Annotated in this window: 17 protein-coding genes; 4 read left to right on the top strand and 13 right to left on the bottom strand. The window is 63.7% G+C overall.

Features of this window, described 5'->3' with window-relative positions; genetic code table 11:
- Nucleotide 1 precedes the first annotated feature (1 nt).
- From BMZ70_RS01470 to BMZ70_RS01445, 6 genes are read right to left on the bottom strand one after another with little or no spacing between them, the layout of a single operon-like run.
- Nucleotides 2–376 carry a response regulator gene (locus BMZ70_RS01470; protein ID WP_092268985.1) on the bottom strand — a complete coding sequence of 125 codons (375 nt, stop codon included), beginning with the start codon at nucleotides 374–376 and terminating at the stop codon, nucleotides 2–4.
- The gene (locus tag BMZ70_RS01465; protein ID WP_229205246.1) at nucleotides 373–3,021 is read right to left on the bottom strand and encodes an ATP-binding protein; all 2,649 of its coding nucleotides are present in this window, start codon (nucleotides 3,019–3,021) and stop codon (nucleotides 373–375) included. The genes BMZ70_RS01470 and BMZ70_RS01465 overlap by 4 nt, the downstream gene beginning before the upstream one ends.
- Before the next feature lie 16 nt (nucleotides 3,022–3,037).
- Nucleotides 3,038–3,787 carry a substrate-binding periplasmic protein gene (locus BMZ70_RS01460; RefSeq protein WP_229205245.1) on the bottom strand — a complete coding sequence of 250 codons (750 nt, stop codon included), beginning with the start codon at nucleotides 3,785–3,787 and terminating at the stop codon, nucleotides 3,038–3,040.
- 46 nt (nucleotides 3,788–3,833) lie between these two features.
- Entirely contained in the window at nucleotides 3,834–5,285 is a 1,452-nt protein-coding gene (locus BMZ70_RS01455; RefSeq protein WP_092268981.1) for a Ppx/GppA phosphatase family protein, read from the bottom strand.
- A 55-nt stretch (nucleotides 5,286–5,340) separates the two neighbouring features.
- On the bottom strand, nucleotides 5,341–6,504 hold the full coding sequence (locus tag BMZ70_RS01450) for a GGDEF domain-containing protein (RefSeq protein WP_092268979.1): 1,164 nt from the start codon (nucleotides 6,502–6,504) through the stop codon (nucleotides 5,341–5,343).
- Between the two features lie 28 nt (nucleotides 6,505–6,532).
- Entirely contained in the window at nucleotides 6,533–6,808 is a 276-nt protein-coding gene (locus tag BMZ70_RS01445) for a hypothetical protein (RefSeq protein ID WP_092268977.1), read from the bottom strand.
- Between the two features lie 175 nt (nucleotides 6,809–6,983).
- On the opposite strand from BMZ70_RS01445, the gene BMZ70_RS01440 reads away from it, so the two are divergent.
- Together BMZ70_RS01440 and BMZ70_RS01435 are read left to right on the top strand one after the other, a co-directional pair.
- Complete coding sequence (locus BMZ70_RS01440) at nucleotides 6,984–7,652, top strand: fused MFS/spermidine synthase (protein ID WP_373922508.1); 669 nt, start codon at nucleotides 6,984–6,986, stop codon at nucleotides 7,650–7,652.
- Nucleotides 7,653–7,771: 119 nt separating this feature from the next.
- Nucleotides 7,772–10,612, top strand: a complete 2,841-nt coding sequence (locus BMZ70_RS01435; protein WP_092268973.1) for a bifunctional diguanylate cyclase/phosphodiesterase — start codon at nucleotides 7,772–7,774, stop codon at nucleotides 10,610–10,612.
- Here the strand turns inward: BMZ70_RS01435 and BMZ70_RS01430 are convergent.
- The 4 genes from BMZ70_RS01430 to BMZ70_RS01415 all read right to left on the bottom strand — a co-directional run bounded on the left by BMZ70_RS01430 (nucleotide 10,536) and on the right by BMZ70_RS01415 (nucleotide 13,286).
- Nucleotides 10,536–11,093: an SET domain-containing protein gene (locus BMZ70_RS01430; RefSeq protein WP_092277395.1), complete on the bottom strand. Its 558-nt coding sequence runs from the start codon at nucleotides 11,091–11,093 to the stop codon at nucleotides 10,536–10,538. The genes BMZ70_RS01435 and BMZ70_RS01430 overlap by 77 nt on opposite strands.
- 256 nt (nucleotides 11,094–11,349) lie before the next feature.
- Nucleotides 11,350–11,955: an FMN-binding negative transcriptional regulator gene (locus tag BMZ70_RS01425; protein ID WP_092268971.1), complete on the bottom strand. Its 606-nt coding sequence runs from the start codon at nucleotides 11,953–11,955 to the stop codon at nucleotides 11,350–11,352.
- 9 nt (nucleotides 11,956–11,964) lie between these two features.
- On the bottom strand, nucleotides 11,965–12,234 hold the full coding sequence (locus tag BMZ70_RS01420) for a KTSC domain-containing protein (protein ID WP_092268970.1): 270 nt from the start codon (nucleotides 12,232–12,234) through the stop codon (nucleotides 11,965–11,967).
- A 20-nt stretch (nucleotides 12,235–12,254) separates the two neighbouring features.
- Complete coding sequence (locus tag BMZ70_RS01415; protein WP_165403543.1) at nucleotides 12,255–13,286, bottom strand: LacI family DNA-binding transcriptional regulator; 1,032 nt, start codon at nucleotides 13,284–13,286, stop codon at nucleotides 12,255–12,257.
- A 131-nt stretch (nucleotides 13,287–13,417) separates the two neighbouring features.
- On the opposite strand from BMZ70_RS01415, the gene gudD reads away from it, so the two are divergent.
- Nucleotides 13,418–14,749, top strand: coding sequence for a glucarate dehydratase (gene gudD / locus BMZ70_RS01410; protein WP_092268966.1), 1,332 nt, complete (start codon nucleotides 13,418–13,420; stop codon nucleotides 14,747–14,749).
- Between the two features lie 31 nt (nucleotides 14,750–14,780).
- Nucleotides 14,781–16,091, top strand: coding sequence for an MFS transporter (locus BMZ70_RS01405; protein WP_092268964.1), 1,311 nt, complete (start codon nucleotides 14,781–14,783; stop codon nucleotides 16,089–16,091).
- Here BMZ70_RS01405 and BMZ70_RS01400 read toward each other — a convergent pair.
- The 3 genes from BMZ70_RS01400 to BMZ70_RS01390 form a co-directional block, all read right to left on the bottom strand.
- Nucleotides 16,088–16,534, bottom strand: a complete 447-nt coding sequence (locus BMZ70_RS01400) for a RidA family protein (protein WP_092268962.1) — start codon at nucleotides 16,532–16,534, stop codon at nucleotides 16,088–16,090. The two genes, BMZ70_RS01405 and BMZ70_RS01400, sit on opposite strands and share 4 nt — an antisense overlap.
- A gap of 114 nt (nucleotides 16,535–16,648) precedes the next feature.
- Entirely contained in the window at nucleotides 16,649–17,728 is a 1,080-nt protein-coding gene (locus tag BMZ70_RS01395) for an alpha/beta fold hydrolase (RefSeq protein ID WP_092277392.1), read from the bottom strand.
- Between the two features lie 8 nt (nucleotides 17,729–17,736).
- Nucleotides 17,737–18,213 carry an acyl-CoA thioesterase gene (locus BMZ70_RS01390; RefSeq protein WP_092268960.1) on the bottom strand — a complete coding sequence of 159 codons (477 nt, stop codon included), beginning with the start codon at nucleotides 18,211–18,213 and terminating at the stop codon, nucleotides 17,737–17,739.
- Nucleotides 18,214–18,320 lie beyond the last annotated feature (107 nt).

Below are 18,320 nucleotides of genomic sequence, written 5' to 3'. Positions count from 1 at the left end.
ATCATTTCAGGTGCAGTGCTACACGACTGAACAATTGAGCTGGATTAACCGGCTTGCGCAAAAAGTCCGCTGCGCCCACGCTGCGGCCCAGCGCCTCGTCTTCCTGCAGGCTTTTCGCGGTCAGGAACACTACCGGAATCGCCGCGCTGGCCGGATCGGCCTTCAGGCGGCGGCAGGTTTCGATGCCGTCTACGTCCGGCATCATGATGTCGAGCAGGATCAGATCCACCTTGGACGACGCCACGATCTGCAGCGCGGTCGTGCCGTTGGTCGCCACCTTGGTGTGGTACTTGTCCTTGAGCAGATTAGATAGCAGCGTGATGTTGTCCGGCGTATCGTCGACGATCAGCACGGTGTGGCGATGGGCAGCATTCATAGTGTCTCCTGTTTTTTTATCGCTTCGGTCAGCAGCTTGCGGGCCGCCTCAAACTCGTATTGTTCCATGTGGTGATTCAGGCGCGCCATCTCCGACGGCGACAGCACGGCTGCCAGGCAGGCCTGGCAGCGTGCAAAATAATCCATGCTCTCGCCGCTGAACTCCGCCAGCAGCGCTACCAGATCCTGCATCGCCTCGCGGGCATCGGCTGCGCTGCTGCCGGCAGTATCCTCGCCCGATTCCGGCAGCGGCGGCACCGGCGGAATCACCTTCATCGACATGCCCAGCCAGCGCGATAACACCGCGTACAGCCGCTGCGGATCGATCGGCTTGGTGATGTAGTCCTGCATGCCCTCTTCCAGGCAGCGCGCCTGCATGCCGGCCAGCGCATTCGACGTCACGGCAATGATCGGCAGTTCGTTGAAGCGGCTGTCCACCCGCAGCAGGCGCGTGGCCTCGTGGCCGTCCATTACCGGCATGCCGAGATCCATCAGCACCAGATCGTAGGCGCGCGGCCCAGCCTCCATCAGCCGCGCCAGCGCCTGCCGGCCGTCGTCCACCACTTCCACATCCAGCCCTTGCAATTCCAGCAGTGCGCGGGTCACATCCTGATTGTCGGCGCTGTCCTCGGCCAGCAGCACGCGCGCGGTGCGGCGTGGCGAGGCGTCCAGCCGCAGGTCGTCCACCGGGCCGTTGTGCAGCGCCTCCTGCACCGCCAGCGCGGCCGCGTCGGATAAATCGAACGGCAGGTCGAAATGGAAAGTCGAACCGCGATCCACCTCGCTCTCCACCTCGATATTCCCGCCCATCAGCCGCACTAGCTGCTGCGAAATCGACAGTCCAAGGCCGGTGCCGCCGTACTGCCGCGTGGTCGAACCGTTGGCCTGGCTGAAGGCGCGGAACAGGCGCGATTTCTGCTGCGCCGTCATGCCAATGCCGGTATCACTCACCGTGAAGCGCAGCACCGTCTTGCCGTCGTCGCGCGGCGCGCGCAGTTCGCAGTGCAGTTCCAGCTTGCCTTCCAGCGTGAACTTGACCGCATTATTCACCAGATTGATCAGCACCTGCCCAAGCCGCAGCGGGTCGCCCACCAGGTAGCGCGGCACTTCCGGCGCCATGCCGATCACATAGGTTAGCCGCTTGTCGGCCGCGCGCTGCGCCGTCACGCTGTTGACGTTGACCAGCACATCTTCCAGCGAAAACGGAATCGCCTCGACTTCCAGCCGCCCCGCCTCGATCTTGGAAAAATCGAGAATGTCGTTGATGATGCCCAGCAGCGTGAGCGCCGCGCGATGGATCTTGCTGATGTAATCGTGCTGGCGCGCCGTCATCTCGGTGCGCAGCGCCAGATAAGCCATGCCGATCACGGCGCTCATCGGCGTGCGGATCTCGTGGCTCATATTGGCCAGGAATTCGGACTTGGCGATGTTCGCCGCCTCCGCCATCGCATTTGCATTGACCAGCTTTTGCTCGCGCTCGCGCCGCTCGCTGATATCGCGGATAAAGGCGCAGAATTCGAAGCCATCACGCCCCTCGGCCTGCACCCGCGTGATCGCCAGCTCGATCGGGAATTCCTCGCCGCTGCGGCGCAAGGCAAATACTTCGATGCGCGTATCGAGCACGCCGCCACCGCCGCCGGCCAGGTAGCGCTGCATGCCGCGCTTGTGGTCATAGCGGAAGCGCGGCGGAATGATGGTCTTGTCCAGCTCCAGCCCCAGCGCCTGCTCGCGCGACCAGCCGAAGATCATCTCCGCCTGCCGGTTCCAGCCGACGATGCGGCCTTCCAGATCCATGCGCACCACCGCGTCCAGCGCCGTATCGACGATCGCTTGCAGCTTGGCCTGGCTGTCGCGCGCCTGCTGCATGGTGCGGTTCAGTTCAGCCGTGCGGTCGCTGATGCGCTGCTCCAGCTCCGCGTTCAAGTCGCGCAGTTCGCGCTCGGCGTCGCGCAGGCGCGTGAGCGTGTCGCGGAAGCGCAGCACCGCATCCGACAAGCGCCCTACCTGGTCGGCGCGCCCGACGCCGGACAACTTGATATCGGTCTCGCCGCGCGTCAGCTTTTCCAGCCCGATGCGGATATCGGCAAACGGCCGCGCCGTGCGCCGGCCGACGATAAAGATCGACAGCACGATGCCCATCGCCAGCAGCAGATTGGCCACCACCGTGTTCAGCACCTGCCGTTGCAGGTCCGCGTCCATCTGCTGGCGCGAATATGCCAGGTCGATGGCGCCGACCGGGTAACTGCGGCGCGCATCGCTGTAGCTGATATCGCGGTGGACGTGTATGGTCGCCACCGGCTCCTTCATCGGCGACACATAGCTGGCCAGTTCCGCGCCGCTCGGTCCCAGCACGCGCAGCACCAACACTTCCGGCGTGGCGCCGGAGGCATCCACCACGCTGGACACCGCCGCGCTGTTGATATCGAACAGCGGCCGCGCCAGCGCCTGCGACAGCACCGCCGCCAGCCGTTCGGCGCGTTCGCGCAGATTCTGTTCGGCCTCGCTGCGCAAGGTGCGCATCACATAGGTGGTGTAGATGGCGGTGGACAGCGCCACCGCGAGGAAGATCCCAAAGCCCAGCCGCAGCAGGATATTGCGCCGCCACGCCAGCCGCAATTGCGCCAGCGGGCCGCCGCCGTCTCTCATCGCGTGGCCGTGCGGATTAATGGCGCACTCCCTGCGCCTGTGCCAGTTTCTGATAGGCCGGGCTATTGCGCACTTGCTCCACCGTGCTCCAGATGCGCGCCGCCAGTTGCGGCTTGGACGCCACCAGCGCATGCGACAAAATCAGGAAGTACGGCTTCTCGATGATGGGAACCGGCAGCTGTTCCAGCTGTGGCGCCAGCGGGCCATGCATCAAGCCGTCGGCGTCGCTGCCGCCCACCGCCGCTGCCGCCAGCCGCCCGGCAATCAGCTTGCGCGCCAGTTCATCGGCGCGCTGGCTGCCTTCGTCCACTTCAAGATTCTGCGCGCGCAGCACATCGCCCACCGAGTAGCCAAGCTGGAAGCCGATCGCACCATCGAGATTGCTGAAATGCTGACCGTCCCATTCCACCTTGCTGCCCTTGCGGCGCAGGACCACATAGCGGTCGATGTGCATGCGCTTGCTGGCGTCGACGTTTTCACCGCCCGGATAGGCGCCCAGTTCGCGCCGGTCCGGTTTATAGCTGACCGCAAACGCGCCGTCCACCGCATTGGCTTTCAGCTGCGCCAGGCAGCGCTTCCACGGAATGCTCTGGAAATCGAAATGCACGTCGAGGCGCTGCTCGACCAGTTTAAGCAGCTCGAAATTGAGCCCGCCGCCCTGCTCCGTGCGCCACGGCCGCACGTCCTGCGCCTCAAAGCACAGGTGCACGGTTTCTTTCGGCGCTGCGTTGGCAACACCTGCGGCAGGCAACGACAGGACTAGCATTATGCAAGCGCAAAAGCAGGTTGTCCTGTATTTCATGGTGTTTCCCTTAACTGGTGCGAATGGCGAAGTCTACACCGACTTCGTCCCACTGCTCCTGTTCCTTCTCCAGCCAATAGGACAAGGTCGGATGCTCGGCCACCCATTCGCGCCGGATATCGAGCTCGATGCGGCTCTTGAAGCGCAGCTTGAGCTGGGTGAAGTCGATATCGATCCGCGAGTGCATGAACAGCACCGCCAGCCGCAGCGCCACGATGGCCTTGGCGAAGTCCGGCTCGGCCAATACCTCCACCACCTTGCGCAGATTGCCCTTGTGCGCCACGATCATGCGGCTCATCATGCGCTGCTCGCGCGAAGTGAAGCCCGGCAGGTCGGCGTTCTCGATGATGTAGGCGGCGTGCTTGTGATAGCCGGTGTGCGACACCACCATGCCCATTTCGTGCAGCAGCGCGCTCCAGTACAAATGGCGGCTGTATTGGTCCGACGCCGGCTTGGTCTGGGCATACAGCGCCAGCGCGTCGTCGGCCACGCGGTTGGCGCGCTTCTCGTCGACGTGGAAGCGCTGCACGCAAGCCAGCACCGACTGCTCGCGGCGATCGCGCTTGGTCGAGCGCAGGTGCAAGTCCCACATCACGCCCATGCGCAGGCCGGCCTCGATCGGCACCACCTGCGGGATCCCCAGCTCGCGCACCAGGCCAATCAGAATCGCCAGCCCGCCGATGATGGTGGAGGCGCGGTCCGGCTTCAGGCCCGGCATGTCGATCTTGCTGACATGGCCGAATTCGACGAAGCGCTGCTTGAGCGCTTCCAGCGTCTGCGCGTTGACTTCCTTGCCCAAGCCGTTCTTGACGATGATGTCGGCGATGGTGCGCGCGGTGCCGGAGGAACCGTAGCACTGCTTCCAGAACTGCGGCAGGTAAGGCGGCGCGGCGTCCTCGAAATGGCTGCGCGCCGACAGGATGGCGGCCTCGAACGATGGTCCGTCCACCCGCCCGCCGATGAAGAACGACAGGCTTTGCTTGACCGTGCCGACGCTGAACGATTCGACCTTCTCGATTTCCTGGCCGCGCCCCAGGATCAATTCCGTCGAACCGCCGCCGATATCGATCACCAGCCGGCGTTCGCCGGGCAGGCCGACCGAGTGCGCCACGCCCATGTAGATCAGGCGCCCTTCCTCCTCGCCGGAGATGATCTCGATCGGGTAGCCGATGGCCAGTTCGGCCTCCGGCAGGAAGGCGGCGGCATTGCGCGCCACCCGCATGGCGGAAGTGGCGACCACGCGCACCGCATCGAGCTTGTAGCCGGCCAGCACGGCGCGGAAGTTCTTCAGGCAGTTGAGGGCCGACTGCATGGCGGCAGGCGTCAGGTTGCCGTCCTTGTCCAGCCCTGCGGCCAGCCGGATCGGTTCGCGCACGCTTTTCAGGACGCGGATGGCCTCACCATCGTGCTTGCCGATGTGGAGGCGAAAACTATTGGAACCAAGATCTACGGCTGCGTACATATTATGGAATCTGACTAAACTGTTTATATCATTATATGACGATATGCCGAAAATATTACAACCTGATGACTTCCGCCTCCATCACACGGTTGCGGCCAGCCTGTTTGGCGGCTTGCAGCGCCTCGTCGGCGCGCTTGAACAGACTGACGGTGCTGTCCTCGGCGCGGATCACGGTCACGCCCAGGCTGGCCGTCATGCTGATCACCGCCTTCTCGGCCTTCACCGGCAACGCGGCGACGGCCTGGCGGATGCGTTCCGCCACCATCGTCGCATCCTCGATCGACGTGCGCGGCAACAGGATGGCAAATTCGGCGCCGCCCAAACGGCCCATCTGGTCCGAATCGCGTAGCTGCTTCTTGCACACGTCGACCATCGCCTTCAGCACCATGTCGCCGGCCGGATGGCCGTAGCTGTCGTTGACGCGCTTGAACTGGTCGAGGTTCAGCACAATCAGCGAGGCCGGCATGCCGGGACGGCGCGCCAGCGCGATCCACGGTGTCAGCGCCTGGTAGAAGCCGCGCCGGTTCGGCACATCGGTCAGCGGATCGACCACTTCCAGCCGCGCCAGCTCGCCTTGGGCTTGCTCGCGCACCAGCAGCAAATAGCCGAAAGCGTTGCTCAACATCATCAAATACACGGCCACCACGCCCACGGCCTGCACCGCCAGCGTGCTGATGCCATTGACGCCTTCCGGCAACAACGACCACAGGCCGCGCAGCACCACAGCGGCGCTCAGCGCCAGCATCGCCACCACCAGATAGCGCCGCAGCGGCGTGCCGTTGCTCCAGCCCCGCCCCAGCGCGGCAGCGCCAGCCACAAAGAAGAAACCGGCCGCTACCGAGCCGATGGCGATACGGGTACCGGCCGGCGCTTGCAGCAGCCAGGCGCCGGTGTACAAGCCTATCGCTGCGCCCAACGCCGGCAACAGATAAGGCCGCCACACGCGGCGCCCGGCCTGCTCCCACAGCGCCGAGGCGTCGAGCGCGAAGCCGGCAAACAGCAGCGCATTGGCAAAAGGAATGGTCAGGAAATCGGGCAGTTCGCCGCGTAAATACAACAGCCCCCAGGCCACGGCCTGGCATTGCTTGGCCCAGGTCCAGGTGGCGTGCACGCGTGCCGGCTGATTGCCGCGCCGCGCGCCGGCCTCAAAAAAGAACAGCGCCGCGCACAGGCTCAGATTGCCCAGCGCCAGCGCCAACAACAAGGTTTTTATATCCATGACCGGGGCCTGATGTCAGACCGAGGCATCAGACCTCGTGTTCCACATTGGTACTGCCGTCGCCCATCTTGCTGGCCCAGGCCTTGGTGAACAAGTCTTTTTCATCCTCGTTCGGGGCGTCGTGCCAGAACACAATCAGGGTGCCCTTGTGGTCGTGCAGCTGGCTGACTTTCTCGATAAAGCTCTGCTTGCCGGCCAGGTCAGCCAGCGCCGCCACGTAGCCGTAGACGCGGTTCAGGCGTTCCAGGCGGTCCGGCTCGGTGAAGCTGTTGGTGGCGGTAAGCGTAGGGTGGTCTAAAAACATCGTTCTCTCTCTCCAAGTTGGCCGCCGGAGGGGCTAGCCTATGCTAACGCCATGCTACTATGATTCCCTACGTAAATCCACAATACAACAAAACTTGACGCCCCCCACCAAGCCCCTGCAACGCCCCCGGGTTCTGACCGATGGCGACAAGCGCCGCCTGGAGTTCCAGCCCGGCATGGTGCAAAGCGAAATGCGCCTGTCGCGCCCGGACGAGCTGGTACTCAGCTATGCGCGCGCCATGATGTGCTTCGTGCTGTTTCATCCGCAGCCCGAGCACATTGTCATGGTCGGCCTGGGCGGCGGCTCGCTGGCGAAGTTTTGCTACCGTTATTTGCCGCACTGCCGCATCACCGTGCTGGAGCTCAATCCGGACGTGATCGCCCTGCGCGAACAATTCGCCATCCCGCGCGACAATGCCCGCTTCCGCGTGATCCAGACCGACGCGGTCGATTACATGAGCAAGCTGAACAACAGCGCCGACGTGCTGCTGGTGGACGGTTTCGACGCCGAGGGCCTGCCGCCGGCGCTGGGCAGCAGCGCTTTCTACAACGATTGCCGTCGCGCGCTGCGCCCCGGCGGCGTGATGGTGACCAATATCTTCAGCTACGACCCCAACTACGGCGCCATGCTGCGCCGCCTGCGGACCGCCTTCCAGGGCCGTATCTGCTGGTTCCGTGGCATCGCCGGCAACAACCGCATCCTGTTCGCGGTCAAGGACGGCGGAGCGTCGACATCGCCGGCGCTGGCCATGCAACAGAAAGTGGCGCGCACCCACGGCCTGGCCCTGCCCCTGCTCAACCGCCTGCTGGCGCACTGGATCGTGCTCAAGCTCCGTTGGCAGTGAGCCGTGGTTATTTGGCACCAAGCCTGTCACCACGGCATGTTTTGTGACACACTAGCTATCAATCCTGCGGTCCTCACCCCTGCCCGCGCCCTGCCACTCTGCCCTGCGGAAAGCGCGTCATGTCGTCCTCACGCAAATCATCCCGGATTTCGCTGGCGGCCATCCTGACGCTGATGACCGGCTTCGCCGTCACCGGCCTGTTGTTCGTCGCGGTCAGCGCGCTGGAATACAGCAAAATGGAACTGAGCTTCCAGCAGCGCGGCCACATGCGGGCGGCGGCCATCCGGCGCGGCATGGACGACACGCTGGAACTGGTCACCATCATCAACACACTGTTCCGCTCGGTCGGCTTGCTCGACCGCGAGCAGTTTGCCGCCTTCACCCAGCCGCTGCTGGAACGTTATCCATTTGTGCAAGCTTTCAATTTCCACCGCGTGATGGACACCGCCAGCGCGCGCCGCCACGAGGCCGAAACGCAAAAGCGCCATCCCGACTACGTGCTGCACGACGCCAACCGCCAGCCGCTGACGCCGCGCCCGCAACACATCATCGTCGACTACCTGGAACCGCTGGAAGGCAACGAGGCGGCCTTCGGCTTGGACGTGGCCTCGCTGCCGGCGATGGCGCGCGTGATCGGCGAAGCGGTCGACAGCGGCCAGCCGCGCACCACCGCGCTGATGAAGCTGGAACAGGAACGGGCGGCGCAAAAAGGCTTCGTGATGATGATCCCGGTGTATCGCGCCGGCGCCGAGCTGGGCACGGCGGCGCAGCGGCGCGCGGCCTGGATCGGCAACACCAGCGCGGTGATCCGCTCGGCCGACCTGATCCAGAAAATCCTGCTGGCGGCCGACCTGCTGGACGACCGCGAGCTGATGCTGCAGGTCTACATCGGCGACGACATCCGCCCCGCCAACCTGATCTACACGCGCGGCCAGCCGGCCAGCGAGCCGCCGGCGCCGCGCCCGCTGCAGCGCTGGCTGGCCTTCGACTACCGCGAACCGTATGTGCGCACCTTCAGCGCGGCCGGCAAATCGTGGCATGTGCAGGTGACGCCGCTGCCGCGCCCCTTCCTGCCGACGCACCTCGGCTCCCTGTCGACGCTGGTCGGCGGCCTGCTGTTCTCATTGCTGACGGCGGCCTTCGTCAACTCGCTGGCGCGCCGCTCCAGGCGCGTGCAGCGGCTGGTCGACGAGCGCACCTTGGCGCTCAAGGCCAGCAACGACAAGCTGGCCGAGGACGTGGCGGCCCGCAAGCGCACCGAGGAAGCGCTGCAGGAAAGCGAGCACCGCTTCCGCCGCCTGCTGGCGCTGTCGTCGGACTGGTACTGGGAACAGGACGAGCAATTCCGCTTCACCAACATCACCGGCGGCTTCTTCGACAAGGGCAAGCAGGAGCCCGCGCTGTTCATCGGCAGGACCCGCTGGGAACTGCATCCCGAGGTGTGGGACAACCGCTGGGGCCGCGATCATCGCGCCACGCTGGAAGCCCACCTGCCCTTCACCAACCTTGAATATGCGCTGACCGGCGTGGACGGCCAGACCCACTGGTTCAGCACCAGCGGCGAGCCGGTGTTCGACCGCGAGGGCAAATTCAAGGGCTATCGCGGCACCGGCACTGAAATCACCGAGCGCAAGCTGGCCGAGCAGCGCATCCAGCACATCGCCCACCACGACGTGTTGACCGGCCTGCCCAACCGCGTGCTGCTGCAGGACCGCCTGAGCCAGGCCGTGGCCTTCGCCAACCGCAGCGGCAAGCCGCTGTGGGTCATGCTGATCGACCTCGACCGCTTTAAATTCGTCAACGACAGCCTCGGCCACAAGGCCGGCGACCAGCTGCTGAAAACCGTGGCCCAGCGCCTGCAGGACAGCGTGCGCGAGAGCGACACCGTGGCGCGCCTGTCGGGCGACGAATTCGTCGCCATCCTGTGCGAATATCCGGAAGAAGCCTCGCACGACATCGCCCAGCGCATCATGCGCGCCGTGACCCAGCCGGCCATGCTGGAAGGGAAGGAATTCTTCGTCACCTGTTCGATCGGCGTGGCCGTGTACGGCGCGGACGGCACCTCGGCCCAGCGCCTGATCGAGCATGCCGACATCGCCATGTACCGCGCCAAAAAGCTGGGCCGCAACAACACCCAGTTCTACGAGCCGGCCATGAACGAAGAGGCGCGTGAACGGCTGCGCATCGAAAGCGCGCTGCGCAACGCACTGGTGCGGCAGGAGTTCGTGCTGCACTACCAGCCGCAGGTGGACTTGCAGAGCGGGCGCGTGGTCGGCATGGAAGCACTGCTGCGCTGGCAGCATCCGGAACTGGGCATGGTGGCGCCGCACCGCTTCATCGGGCTGGCCGAGGAGACCGGGCTGATCGTGGAAATCGGCGCCTGGGTGCTGCGCACCGCGTGTGCGCAGGCGCGCAGCTGGATGGACGACGGGCATGGCATGCTGCGCATCGCCGTGAATTTGTCGCCGCGCCAGTTCAGCGAGCCGCAGCTGCTGTCATCGATCAGCGAAGTGCTGCGCGATACCGGGCTGCCGCCAGCCTGTCTCGATATCGAACTAACCGAAGGCCTGTTCATGCACGACGTGGCGCAGGCGGTGGAATTGTTGCACAAGCTGAAGGCACTGGGACTGGCGCTGTCGATCGACGACTTCGGCACCGGCTACTCCAGCTTCTCGTATTTGCGGCACTTCCCGATCGACGTGCTGAAAATCGATCGTTCCTTCGTCAGCGACATCAACGAGGATGACGAGGCGGCGATTGTGGTGTCCATCATCGCGCTGGCGCACAACCTCAAGCTGCGGGTGATTGCCGAAGGCGTGGAGACCGAAAGCCAGGTCGACTACCTGCGCCGCAACGGCTGCGACGAAATGCAGGGCTACTACTTCAGCCCAGCGCTGCCGGCTGCGGACTTTGAACAGCTGCTGCAGCAGGGACGAGATCTGCAAACGGTTGCGGCTTAATTTTCGGCTTGCGCTTGCGCGGCTTAGGAGCCAACATCGTGCCGGTGCAATTGAGCGCGCCACAGCGGCAAGCGAACTCCTTCTTGATGGCAGGCGTGTGACGGCCCTCGTAAATCAGGGGATAAGAATAGCTGAGTTCCTCATCCTGCTTGATGTCATGCAGCGCATAGATAAAAATGCGGCCATCCTCCCCCTCGATCGCCTCGCAATTCGGCTCGCAGGAATGATTGATGAAGCGCGCCTCGTTGCCGTGATCACCGCCATCGATGACATTACCGTTGGCCAGGCTGAAGAAGAAAGTGTGATTATGCGGGCCGCCCTGGATCTCAGCGCGGATCTGCGCCTCCTCCCAGGTGATTTCGCGCCCGGCATATTCGACGATACGCTCACCGGGAGCGATATCGCGCCGCGCGAACACACCATTACCGTGAACAGAAGAGCGCTCGACTCGGAAAGCTGGCTGAATACTGGCGTCGGACATGTCGCAATCAAGTGGATCAAAGATCATTCGATTAAACCACAGTGCAGATGCGGATTCAATTGGAAATCACCATTCAGGGTCAGCTCTGTCATTCGGACACGCAGCCGGCACCTTTGATCCATATCAAAACAATTTTTATTAATGCGCGTTCAAAGGCGGAATAGCCCAACAGCTCTGACAGCTAAAATTTCACAGAGCACTTTGAGAATCCTCAAACATCGATCACGCGTGTCCAAATGACAGAGCTGACCCTGAATTAAGGCGCCATAAGCCGATGCATTTCCGGGCAGCGGCTTTCCGATGACAGGCCCTGGATGACGCCTTGGCGGTCGGCTTCGTTGCGGTTCTGACTGATTTTCCATTTGCCTTCGAGCGAGCGGATGGGGATTTCGACGCCGACGATGGCGCGGAGTTGGGTGGCGATGAAGTCGTCGGGGGCGTCGGCGACGCTCCACGGTTCGGCGCGCTGGCCTTCGAGGTTGGCGGTCATCTGGCCGACTTGTTCGCGCAGCCAGGCCGCATCGTCCATCACTTGCGGGATGCCGCGTGCTTGCACCATCACGAAATTCCAGGTCGGCACCACTTTGCCGTGCTCGGCTTTCGAGGGATACCATGACGGTGTGATGTAGCTTTGCGGCCCCTGAAACACAATCAGCGCTTCCGTCCCCGCCAGCAGGTCATCCAGCTGTTTGTTGTTCCGCGCCAGATGCGCGCGCAGTACGTCGCCATGCAGCGAGAACGGAATCAGGTTCGCCGTCAGCCCGCCGGCGCCGGCCGTAATCAAGGTCGCCAGCGGATGCTCCCGCATCAATTGCTGCAACACCTCCAACCGCTCTTCACGAAACATGGCGGGACAATGCATGAATTCTCCTTATTCGTCCGGCGCCTTGAACAGGTTTTCCAGATCGGCACGGGTGGTCGGTTTGCGCACCACGCCTTTGCGGCCGGTGTATTCGTCTTCGATGTTGTCGCGGTAGTAGCTCCACGCCGCGCCGGAGGTGGACAGTTTGCGCCACACTTCGTTGCCAACGCCCGAATAATCCATCGCCGTGCCATCCTCGAACTCCACCCGCAACAGCTTGTCGCGCGCGTCATAGCCGATGGCCCGCAATTTCCCCGCATTGATGCGCTTCATTTCCATGCCGGCCTCCTGTTATCGGTTTAGGTGCTGCCGCGCTGGATCAACTGGAAGCCGGTGTCGGTCAGCCCGGCCATCGCCTTGCCGTCCAACCGGTCCAGTATCGCTTGCGCCGCCACACGTCCGATATTAGCGCCATCGACGCGTACAGTCGATAGCGGCGGATAGGTTCGCTCAGCAAAATTAAGGTCGCCGAAGCCGACCACCGCCAGTTGCCCCGGCACGCTGAGCCCGCGTGCGATCGCTTCGGTCAATACGCCATGCGCCAGTGTGTCGGAACTGCACACCACCGCGTCGACGTCCGGACAACGTTCCAGCAACAGAGACAAGCCATCCCGCCCCAGCCCGAAGGTGGATGGCAGCGGCATCATCTGCACCGCCGCCACCTGCACGCCCAGCTTGGCCAGCCCGGCCTGCAAGCCCTGGTTGCGCCGCGCCGCGCGCGGATCTTCAACCGCCAGGATGGCGATCCGCTTGTAGCCGCGCTCCAGCAGGTGCTGGGCGATCGCATGCCCCACTTCCTCGTGCGAGAAGCCCACCATCATGTCGATCGGCGACGGCGTCAGGTCCCACGCCTCCACCACCGGCACTTGCGCGGCCTGCAGGCGCCGCCGCGTGCTGTCGGTGTGCAGCGAGCCAGTCAGGATCACACCATCCGGCCGCCGGCTCAGGATGGTCTCGACCAACAGTTCCTCGCGCCACGCCTCGTAGCTCGACAAGCCCAGCATGACCTGGTAGCCGGCCGCCGTCAGGTGGTCGCTGGCGGCCTGCACCATATCGGCGAAGATCGGCGTGGAGATGGTCGGCAGCACCAGCGACACCAGCCGGCTGCGGTTCGACGCCAGCGCCCCGGCCATCATGTTCTTGACGTAGCCGGTCTGCTGCACCGCCGCCTGCACCTTGGCGACCGTGTTCGGCCGCACCAGATGCGGCTGGTTGAGCGCGCGCGACACGGTAATCGGCGACACCCCGGCCAGCTTGGCCACATCGGCCAGCGTGGCGCCGCTGACCTGCATTTCCCCTGTTGTGGTCCGCAAAGTGCGCAGCTCGCTCATGACAGCCTCGATAGAAAAAGATGTGTCATTGTAGCACCGCACATCATTTTCTATCATCAATTTCCCTTGAGTTTCCCCCAACTCCATTCTAAGATACAAATGACAGCGCAATCATTTCAGAAGGAAAAACCATGAACCAGACCCCCATCATCACCGCCATCCGCGTCATTCCGGTTGCCGGCCGTGACAGCATGCTGCTCAACCTGAGTGGCGCCCACGGTCCCTACTTCACCCGCAACCTGGTGATCCTGACCGACAGCGCCGGCAACACCGGCGTCGGCGAAGTACCGGGCGGCGAGAAGATCCGTCAGGCGCTGGAAGACACCAAGCCGCTGCTGCTGAACCAGCCGATCGGCAATTACAACGCCCTGCTCAACGCCGCCCGCGCCGCGCTGGACGGCCGCGACGCCGGCGGCCGTGGCCTGCAAACCTTCGACCTGCGCATCGCCGTGCATGCGGTCACCGCGCTGGAAGCGGCGCTGCTGGACCTGGTCGGCAAATTCCTCGGCGTGCCGGTGGCCGCCCTGCTCGGCGAGGGCCAGCAGCGCAAGGAAGTGGAAATGCTGGGCTACCTGTTCTACATCGGCGACCGCAACAAGACCGACCTGCCCTACGCCGCCACCCCGGCCAACGCCACCGACAACTGGTCGCGCGTGCGCAACGAAGCCGCGCTGACGCCGGACGCGGTGGTCAAGCTGGCCGAAGCCGCCTACGAGCGCTACGGCTTCAACGACTTCAAGCTGAAAGGCGGCGTGTTCCGTGGCGAGGAAGAAATGGAAGCCGTCACCGCCCTGCACGAACGCTTCCCAGAAGCGCGCGTGACCTTGGACCCGAACGGCGGCTGGCTGCTGAAGGACGCGATCCGCCTGTGCCGCGACAAGGGCGATGTGCTGGCCTACGCCGAGGACCCGTGCGGCGCCGAGAACGGCTACTCGGGCCGCGAGGTGATGGCCGAGTTCCGCCGCGCCACCGGCCTGCTGACCGCCACCAATATGGTCGCCACCGACTGGCGCGAAATGCGCCACGCGATCCAGCTGCAATCGGTCGACATCCCGCTGGCCGACCCGCACTTCTGGACTATGCAGGGTTCGGTGCGCGTGGCGCAGATGTGCCATGAATGGGGCCTGACCTGGGGCTCGCACTCGAACAACCACTTTGACGTTTCGCTGGCCATGTTCACCCACGTAGCCGCCGCCGCGCCGGGCAACATCACCGCCATCGACACCCACTGGATCTGGCAGGACGGCCAGCATCTCACCAAGAATCCGCTGCAGATCAAGGGCGGCATGGTGCAGGTGCCGACCACGCCGGGCCTCGGCGTCGAGCTGGACATGGATGCCATCGAGGCCGCCCACCACCTCTACAACAATATGGGGCTGGGCGCGCGGGACGATGCGGTGGCGATGCAGTTCCTGATCCCCGGCTGGAAGTTCAATAACAAGATGCCTTGCATGGTTCGCTAAAAACAACAATAAGAACCACAAGGAGACAAACATGACTACAGCAACCACCACCGCTGGCGGCGCGCAAGCCGCCGCCCCTACCGTGCTCGACACCGCCGTCAGCAAAGTCAAATGGCGCATCCTGCCGCTGTTCGTGGTGATGTTCATCGCCAATTACATCGACCGCGTCAACATCGGCTTCGTGCGTTCGCACCTGGAGAAAGACCTCGGCATCGGCGCGGCGGCGTTCGGTTTTGGCGCGGGCGTGTTCTTCCTCGCCTACGCGCTGTTCGAAGTGCCGTCCAACATCCTGCAACAGCGCTTCGGCGCCAAGGCCTGGCTGACCCGCATCATGGCCAGTTGGGGCGTGGTCGCCACCGGCATGGCCTTCGTGCAGGGCGAGACGTCGTTCTACGTGATGCGCTTCCTGCTGGGCGTGGCCGAGGCCGGCTTCTTCCCCGGCGTGGTCTACTACTTCACGCAATGGCTGCCGAACCGCGAGCGCGGCAAGGCGATGGCGATTTTCCTGAGCGGCTCGGCGCTGGCGTCGGTCATGTCCGGGCCGCTGTCGGGCGCGCTGCTGTCGATTGAGGGCGGCGGCTTCCACGGCTGGCAATGGATGTTCATCATCGAAGGTTTGGCCTCGGTGGCGCTGTGCTTCGTGGTGTGGTTCTGCCTCGACTCCAGGCCGGAAGACGCCAAGTGGCTCACCGATGCCGAGCGCAACGCGCTGGCCACCGTCATCGCCGCCGAGAAGAAGGAGCGCGACGCCAGCAAGCCGGTCCACGCCAGCATGTTCACGCTGCTCAAGGATGGCCGCATCGCGCTGTTCTGCTTCATTTACTTCGCGATCCAGCTGACCATCTACGGCGCGACGTTCTGGCTGCCGAGCATCATCAAGAAGATGGGCCATTTCAGCGAGTTCCAGATCGGCCTGTTCAACTCGATTCCGTGGATGATCTCGATCGCGGCCATGTACATGTTTGCCACGCTGGCGCAGAAGTATCGCCACCAGCAGGCATGGGTGGCGGTGGCGCTGTTGATTGCAGCCTGCGGCATGTTCGCCTCCACCACCGGCGGCCCGGTGTTTGCATTCGTGGCGATCTGCTTTGCCGGCATCGGCTTCAAGGCGGCATCGTCGCTGTTCTGGCCGATTCCGCAAGGGTATCTGGACAGTCGCATCGCCGCAGCGGTGATCGCGCTGATCAACTCGCTGGGCAACCTCGGCGGCTTCGTCGCGCCAGCCACCTTCGGCTATCTGGAACAGAAGACCGGCTCGATCCAGGGCGGTTTGTACGCACTGGCGGCGGCCTCGGTGATCGCGGCAGGTCTGGTATTCCTGACCCGCCGCAAGCAGGCTTAATCCGGCAGGACGGCGCGGAAAGCAATCTCGATTAGCTGTTCCGGAAACGCCAGCCGGGACACGCCGATCAGATTGCTGGCGATGGCGGGTTGCGCACTGGCGTACATTTCCTTGCGCACCACGCCGGCCACTTTGAAGGCGGCATCGACGTCCAGCACGAACAAAGTTTCTTCCACCACGTTGTCGAGCGTGGCGCCGAACTGCGCCAGCAGCTCAATGGCGTTGACATAGGTCTGGCGCATCTGCGCCGCCATCGTGTCGAAATCGCGCGGCTTGCCGTCTGCGCCCAGCACGGCCGGCGCCACCAGATTGCCCTGCTGGTCGTGGCTCAGCTGGCCGGAAATGTAGATCGTGTCCTTCACCTTCACAGCCTGGGTATAGCCGTAGATGCCCTCCCAGGCCACACCGAGGTTGGCGGTTTTCTTGTCTAACGCAGCGCTCATGATTTCTTCCTTGCTCGCATAAATAAATGGAGCCGGAAGCTTAACCAGCTGCACGCGGAACCGCCTCACCACATCTGGGCGTCCCGCGTATCTCTTATTGCAGAAGCGCCGCAGTTAATCCTTTGCCAGTGGGCGCACGTATTCGAGCAAGCTGACCAGCGTCTTGCCCGGCTCCTCGAACTGCACCAGGTGCGAGGAGTTTTCGAACCAGACCGCGCGCTTGTACGGCGCCTTGACCTTCGCCAGCCAGGCGGCGGTCGGTTCGGACGGCGTGGTGTAGTCGTGCCGCCCCATGAACATCACCACCGGAATCGGGAAGCGCTTGACCGGCTTGAGGTCCACCTGCAGCCATTCGTTCAGTATCCGTTCCAGCGTCAGCAGGCTGCCCTGGTCGATGGCCTTGATGGCCGCCTCGTCATATTCCGGCGACAGCAGCGGCGCGTCGAAGTAGTAGGCGAAATCGCTGCGGTACGCGGCCAGGCCGCCGTAATGCTGCGCCCAGTTGCGCTCGGTGATGATGCGTTCGCGCGTGAGCGGCGTATCGCCCGGATAGGGCGCAATCGATTCCAGCTCCTTGATGGCCTTCTCGTTGTGCTCCTTGCGCGCCTGCGCCAGCGCGAAGTCGAAGCTGACCCTTTCGTTGTCCAGCATGCTGATGACCTGGCCGATGCCAACGTAGGCATGGAACAAATCCGGCCGTTTCAGCGCCGCGCGCATGCCCACCACCGTGCCCCAGCTGTGCCCGACCAGGATCACCTTGCGCTTGCCGTAGCGCTTCGAGACTTGCTCGGCAATCTGCACCGCATCATCGACGAACTGGTCGATGCGCAAGGTCGGGCGCACCGTGTCCGGATCGGTTTCCAGATAGGTCTTGCCGGCCCCACGCTGGTCGTAATTGACTACTGTGAAGTACTCTTCGAACGGACGCTGGTACATCCACATGGTCGGCGCACTGGTCGAGGCCGGGCCGCCGTGCACGAACAGCAGCACCGGGTTCTTGCGGTCCTGCCCGCGCGTGTAGACCCACTGGTCGATGCCGTTGATGTGCAGCTTGAAGTTCTCCTGCACGCCGTTGGGCGCGACGATGCGGCTCACATCGCCGATGATCTGCTTGCCGCTGGGCTGTGCCGCCAGCGCGCACGGCAGCGCTGCAGCCAGCAGCGCCGACACCGTCAGCGCCGCCAAGCGTTGCATTGCGCCGCTCATTTCTTGCGATTGCCGTGCACCATCTGGCGCGACTGCTTGCGCAACACGGCTTGTTCCCAGCGCTGCTTCTGCTCTTCGGTTTCCGGCACCAGCGGCGGCACTTCCACCGGCTTGCGGTGGGAGTCCACCGCCACCATCGTGAAGTAGCAGCTGTTGGCGTGGCGCACCAGGCGCTGCTGGATGTTCTCGGTCACCACGCGGATGCCCACTTCCATCGAGGTGCGGCCGGTGTAGTTGATCGAGGCCAGGAAGGTCACCAGCTCGCCCACGTGAATCGGCTGCAGGAACATCACCTGGTCCACCGACAGCGTCACGGTGTAGGTGCCGGAGTAACGGCTGGCGCAGGCATAGGCCACGCTGTCCAGGTACTTCAGGATGGTGCCGCCGTGCACGTTGCCTGAAAAGTTCGCCATATCCGGCGTCATCAATACGGTCATGCTCAGTTCGTGCGCTACCCAGTTCGGTTTTTCCATTGCCAGACTCCTTTTGTGGTTAATGACATGCTATCTGCTAAGCTTGCCATTCGCAAATAGTTATCAAAAGATGTACACTCAGCGCTCACTCGTCCTCGATGGAGCGC

Origin of the sequence: Duganella sp. CF402 (genome assembly GCF_900109645.1) — a bacterium.
Taxonomy (GTDB): domain Bacteria; phylum Pseudomonadota; class Gammaproteobacteria; order Burkholderiales; family Burkholderiaceae_D; genus Rugamonas.
The sequence above is the reverse complement of the archived record's forward strand: the minus strand, read 5'-3'. Positions and strand labels throughout refer to the sequence as shown.

Bases quoted from the DNA above. Each gene is read 5' to 3' on its own strand.
- BMZ70_RS01390 (WP_092268960.1), bottom strand. From the start codon at position 18,213: ATGGAAAAACCGAACTGGGTAGCGCACGAACTGAGCATGACCGTATTG.
- BMZ70_RS01395 (WP_092277392.1), bottom strand. From the start codon at position 17,728: ATGCAACGCTTGGCGGCGCTGACGGTGTCGGCGCTGCTGGCTGCAGCG.
- BMZ70_RS01455 (WP_092268981.1), bottom strand. From the start codon at position 5,285: ATGTACGCAGCCGTAGATCTTGGTTCCAATAGTTTTCGCCTCCACATC.
- BMZ70_RS01430 (WP_092277395.1), bottom strand. From the start codon at position 11,093: ATGTCCGACGCCAGTATTCAGCCAGCTTTCCGAGTCGAGCGCTCTTCT.
- BMZ70_RS01460 (WP_229205245.1), bottom strand. From the start codon at position 3,787: ATGCTAGTCCTGTCGTTGCCTGCCGCAGGTGTTGCCAACGCAGCGCCG.
- BMZ70_RS01425 (WP_092268971.1), bottom strand. From the start codon at position 11,955: ATGCATTGTCCCGCCATGTTTCGTGAAGAGCGGTTGGAGGTGTTGCAG.
- BMZ70_RS01415 (WP_165403543.1), bottom strand. From the start codon at position 13,286: ATGAGCGAGCTGCGCACTTTGCGGACCACAACAGGGGAAATGCAGGTC.
- BMZ70_RS01400 (WP_092268962.1), bottom strand. From the start codon at position 16,534: ATGAGCGCTGCGTTAGACAAGAAAACCGCCAACCTCGGTGTGGCCTGG.
- BMZ70_RS01435 (WP_092268973.1), top strand. From the start codon at position 7,772: ATGTCGTCCTCACGCAAATCATCCCGGATTTCGCTGGCGGCCATCCTG.
- BMZ70_RS01440 (WP_373922508.1), top strand. From the start codon at position 6,984: ATGGTGCAAAGCGAAATGCGCCTGTCGCGCCCGGACGAGCTGGTACTC.
- BMZ70_RS01405 (WP_092268964.1), top strand. From the start codon at position 14,781: ATGACTACAGCAACCACCACCGCTGGCGGCGCGCAAGCCGCCGCCCCT.
- BMZ70_RS01420 (WP_092268970.1), bottom strand. From the start codon at position 12,234: ATGGAAATGAAGCGCATCAATGCGGGGAAATTGCGGGCCATCGGCTAT.
- BMZ70_RS01450 (WP_092268979.1), bottom strand. From the start codon at position 6,504: ATGGATATAAAAACCTTGTTGTTGGCGCTGGCGCTGGGCAATCTGAGC.
- BMZ70_RS01470 (WP_092268985.1), bottom strand. From the start codon at position 376: ATGAATGCTGCCCATCGCCACACCGTGCTGATCGTCGACGATACGCCG.
- gudD (WP_092268966.1), top strand. From the start codon at position 13,418: ATGAACCAGACCCCCATCATCACCGCCATCCGCGTCATTCCGGTTGCC.
- BMZ70_RS01445 (WP_092268977.1), bottom strand. From the start codon at position 6,808: ATGTTTTTAGACCACCCTACGCTTACCGCCACCAACAGCTTCACCGAG.
- BMZ70_RS01465 (WP_229205246.1), bottom strand. From the start codon at position 3,021: ATGAGAGACGGCGGCGGCCCGCTGGCGCAATTGCGGCTGGCGTGGCGG.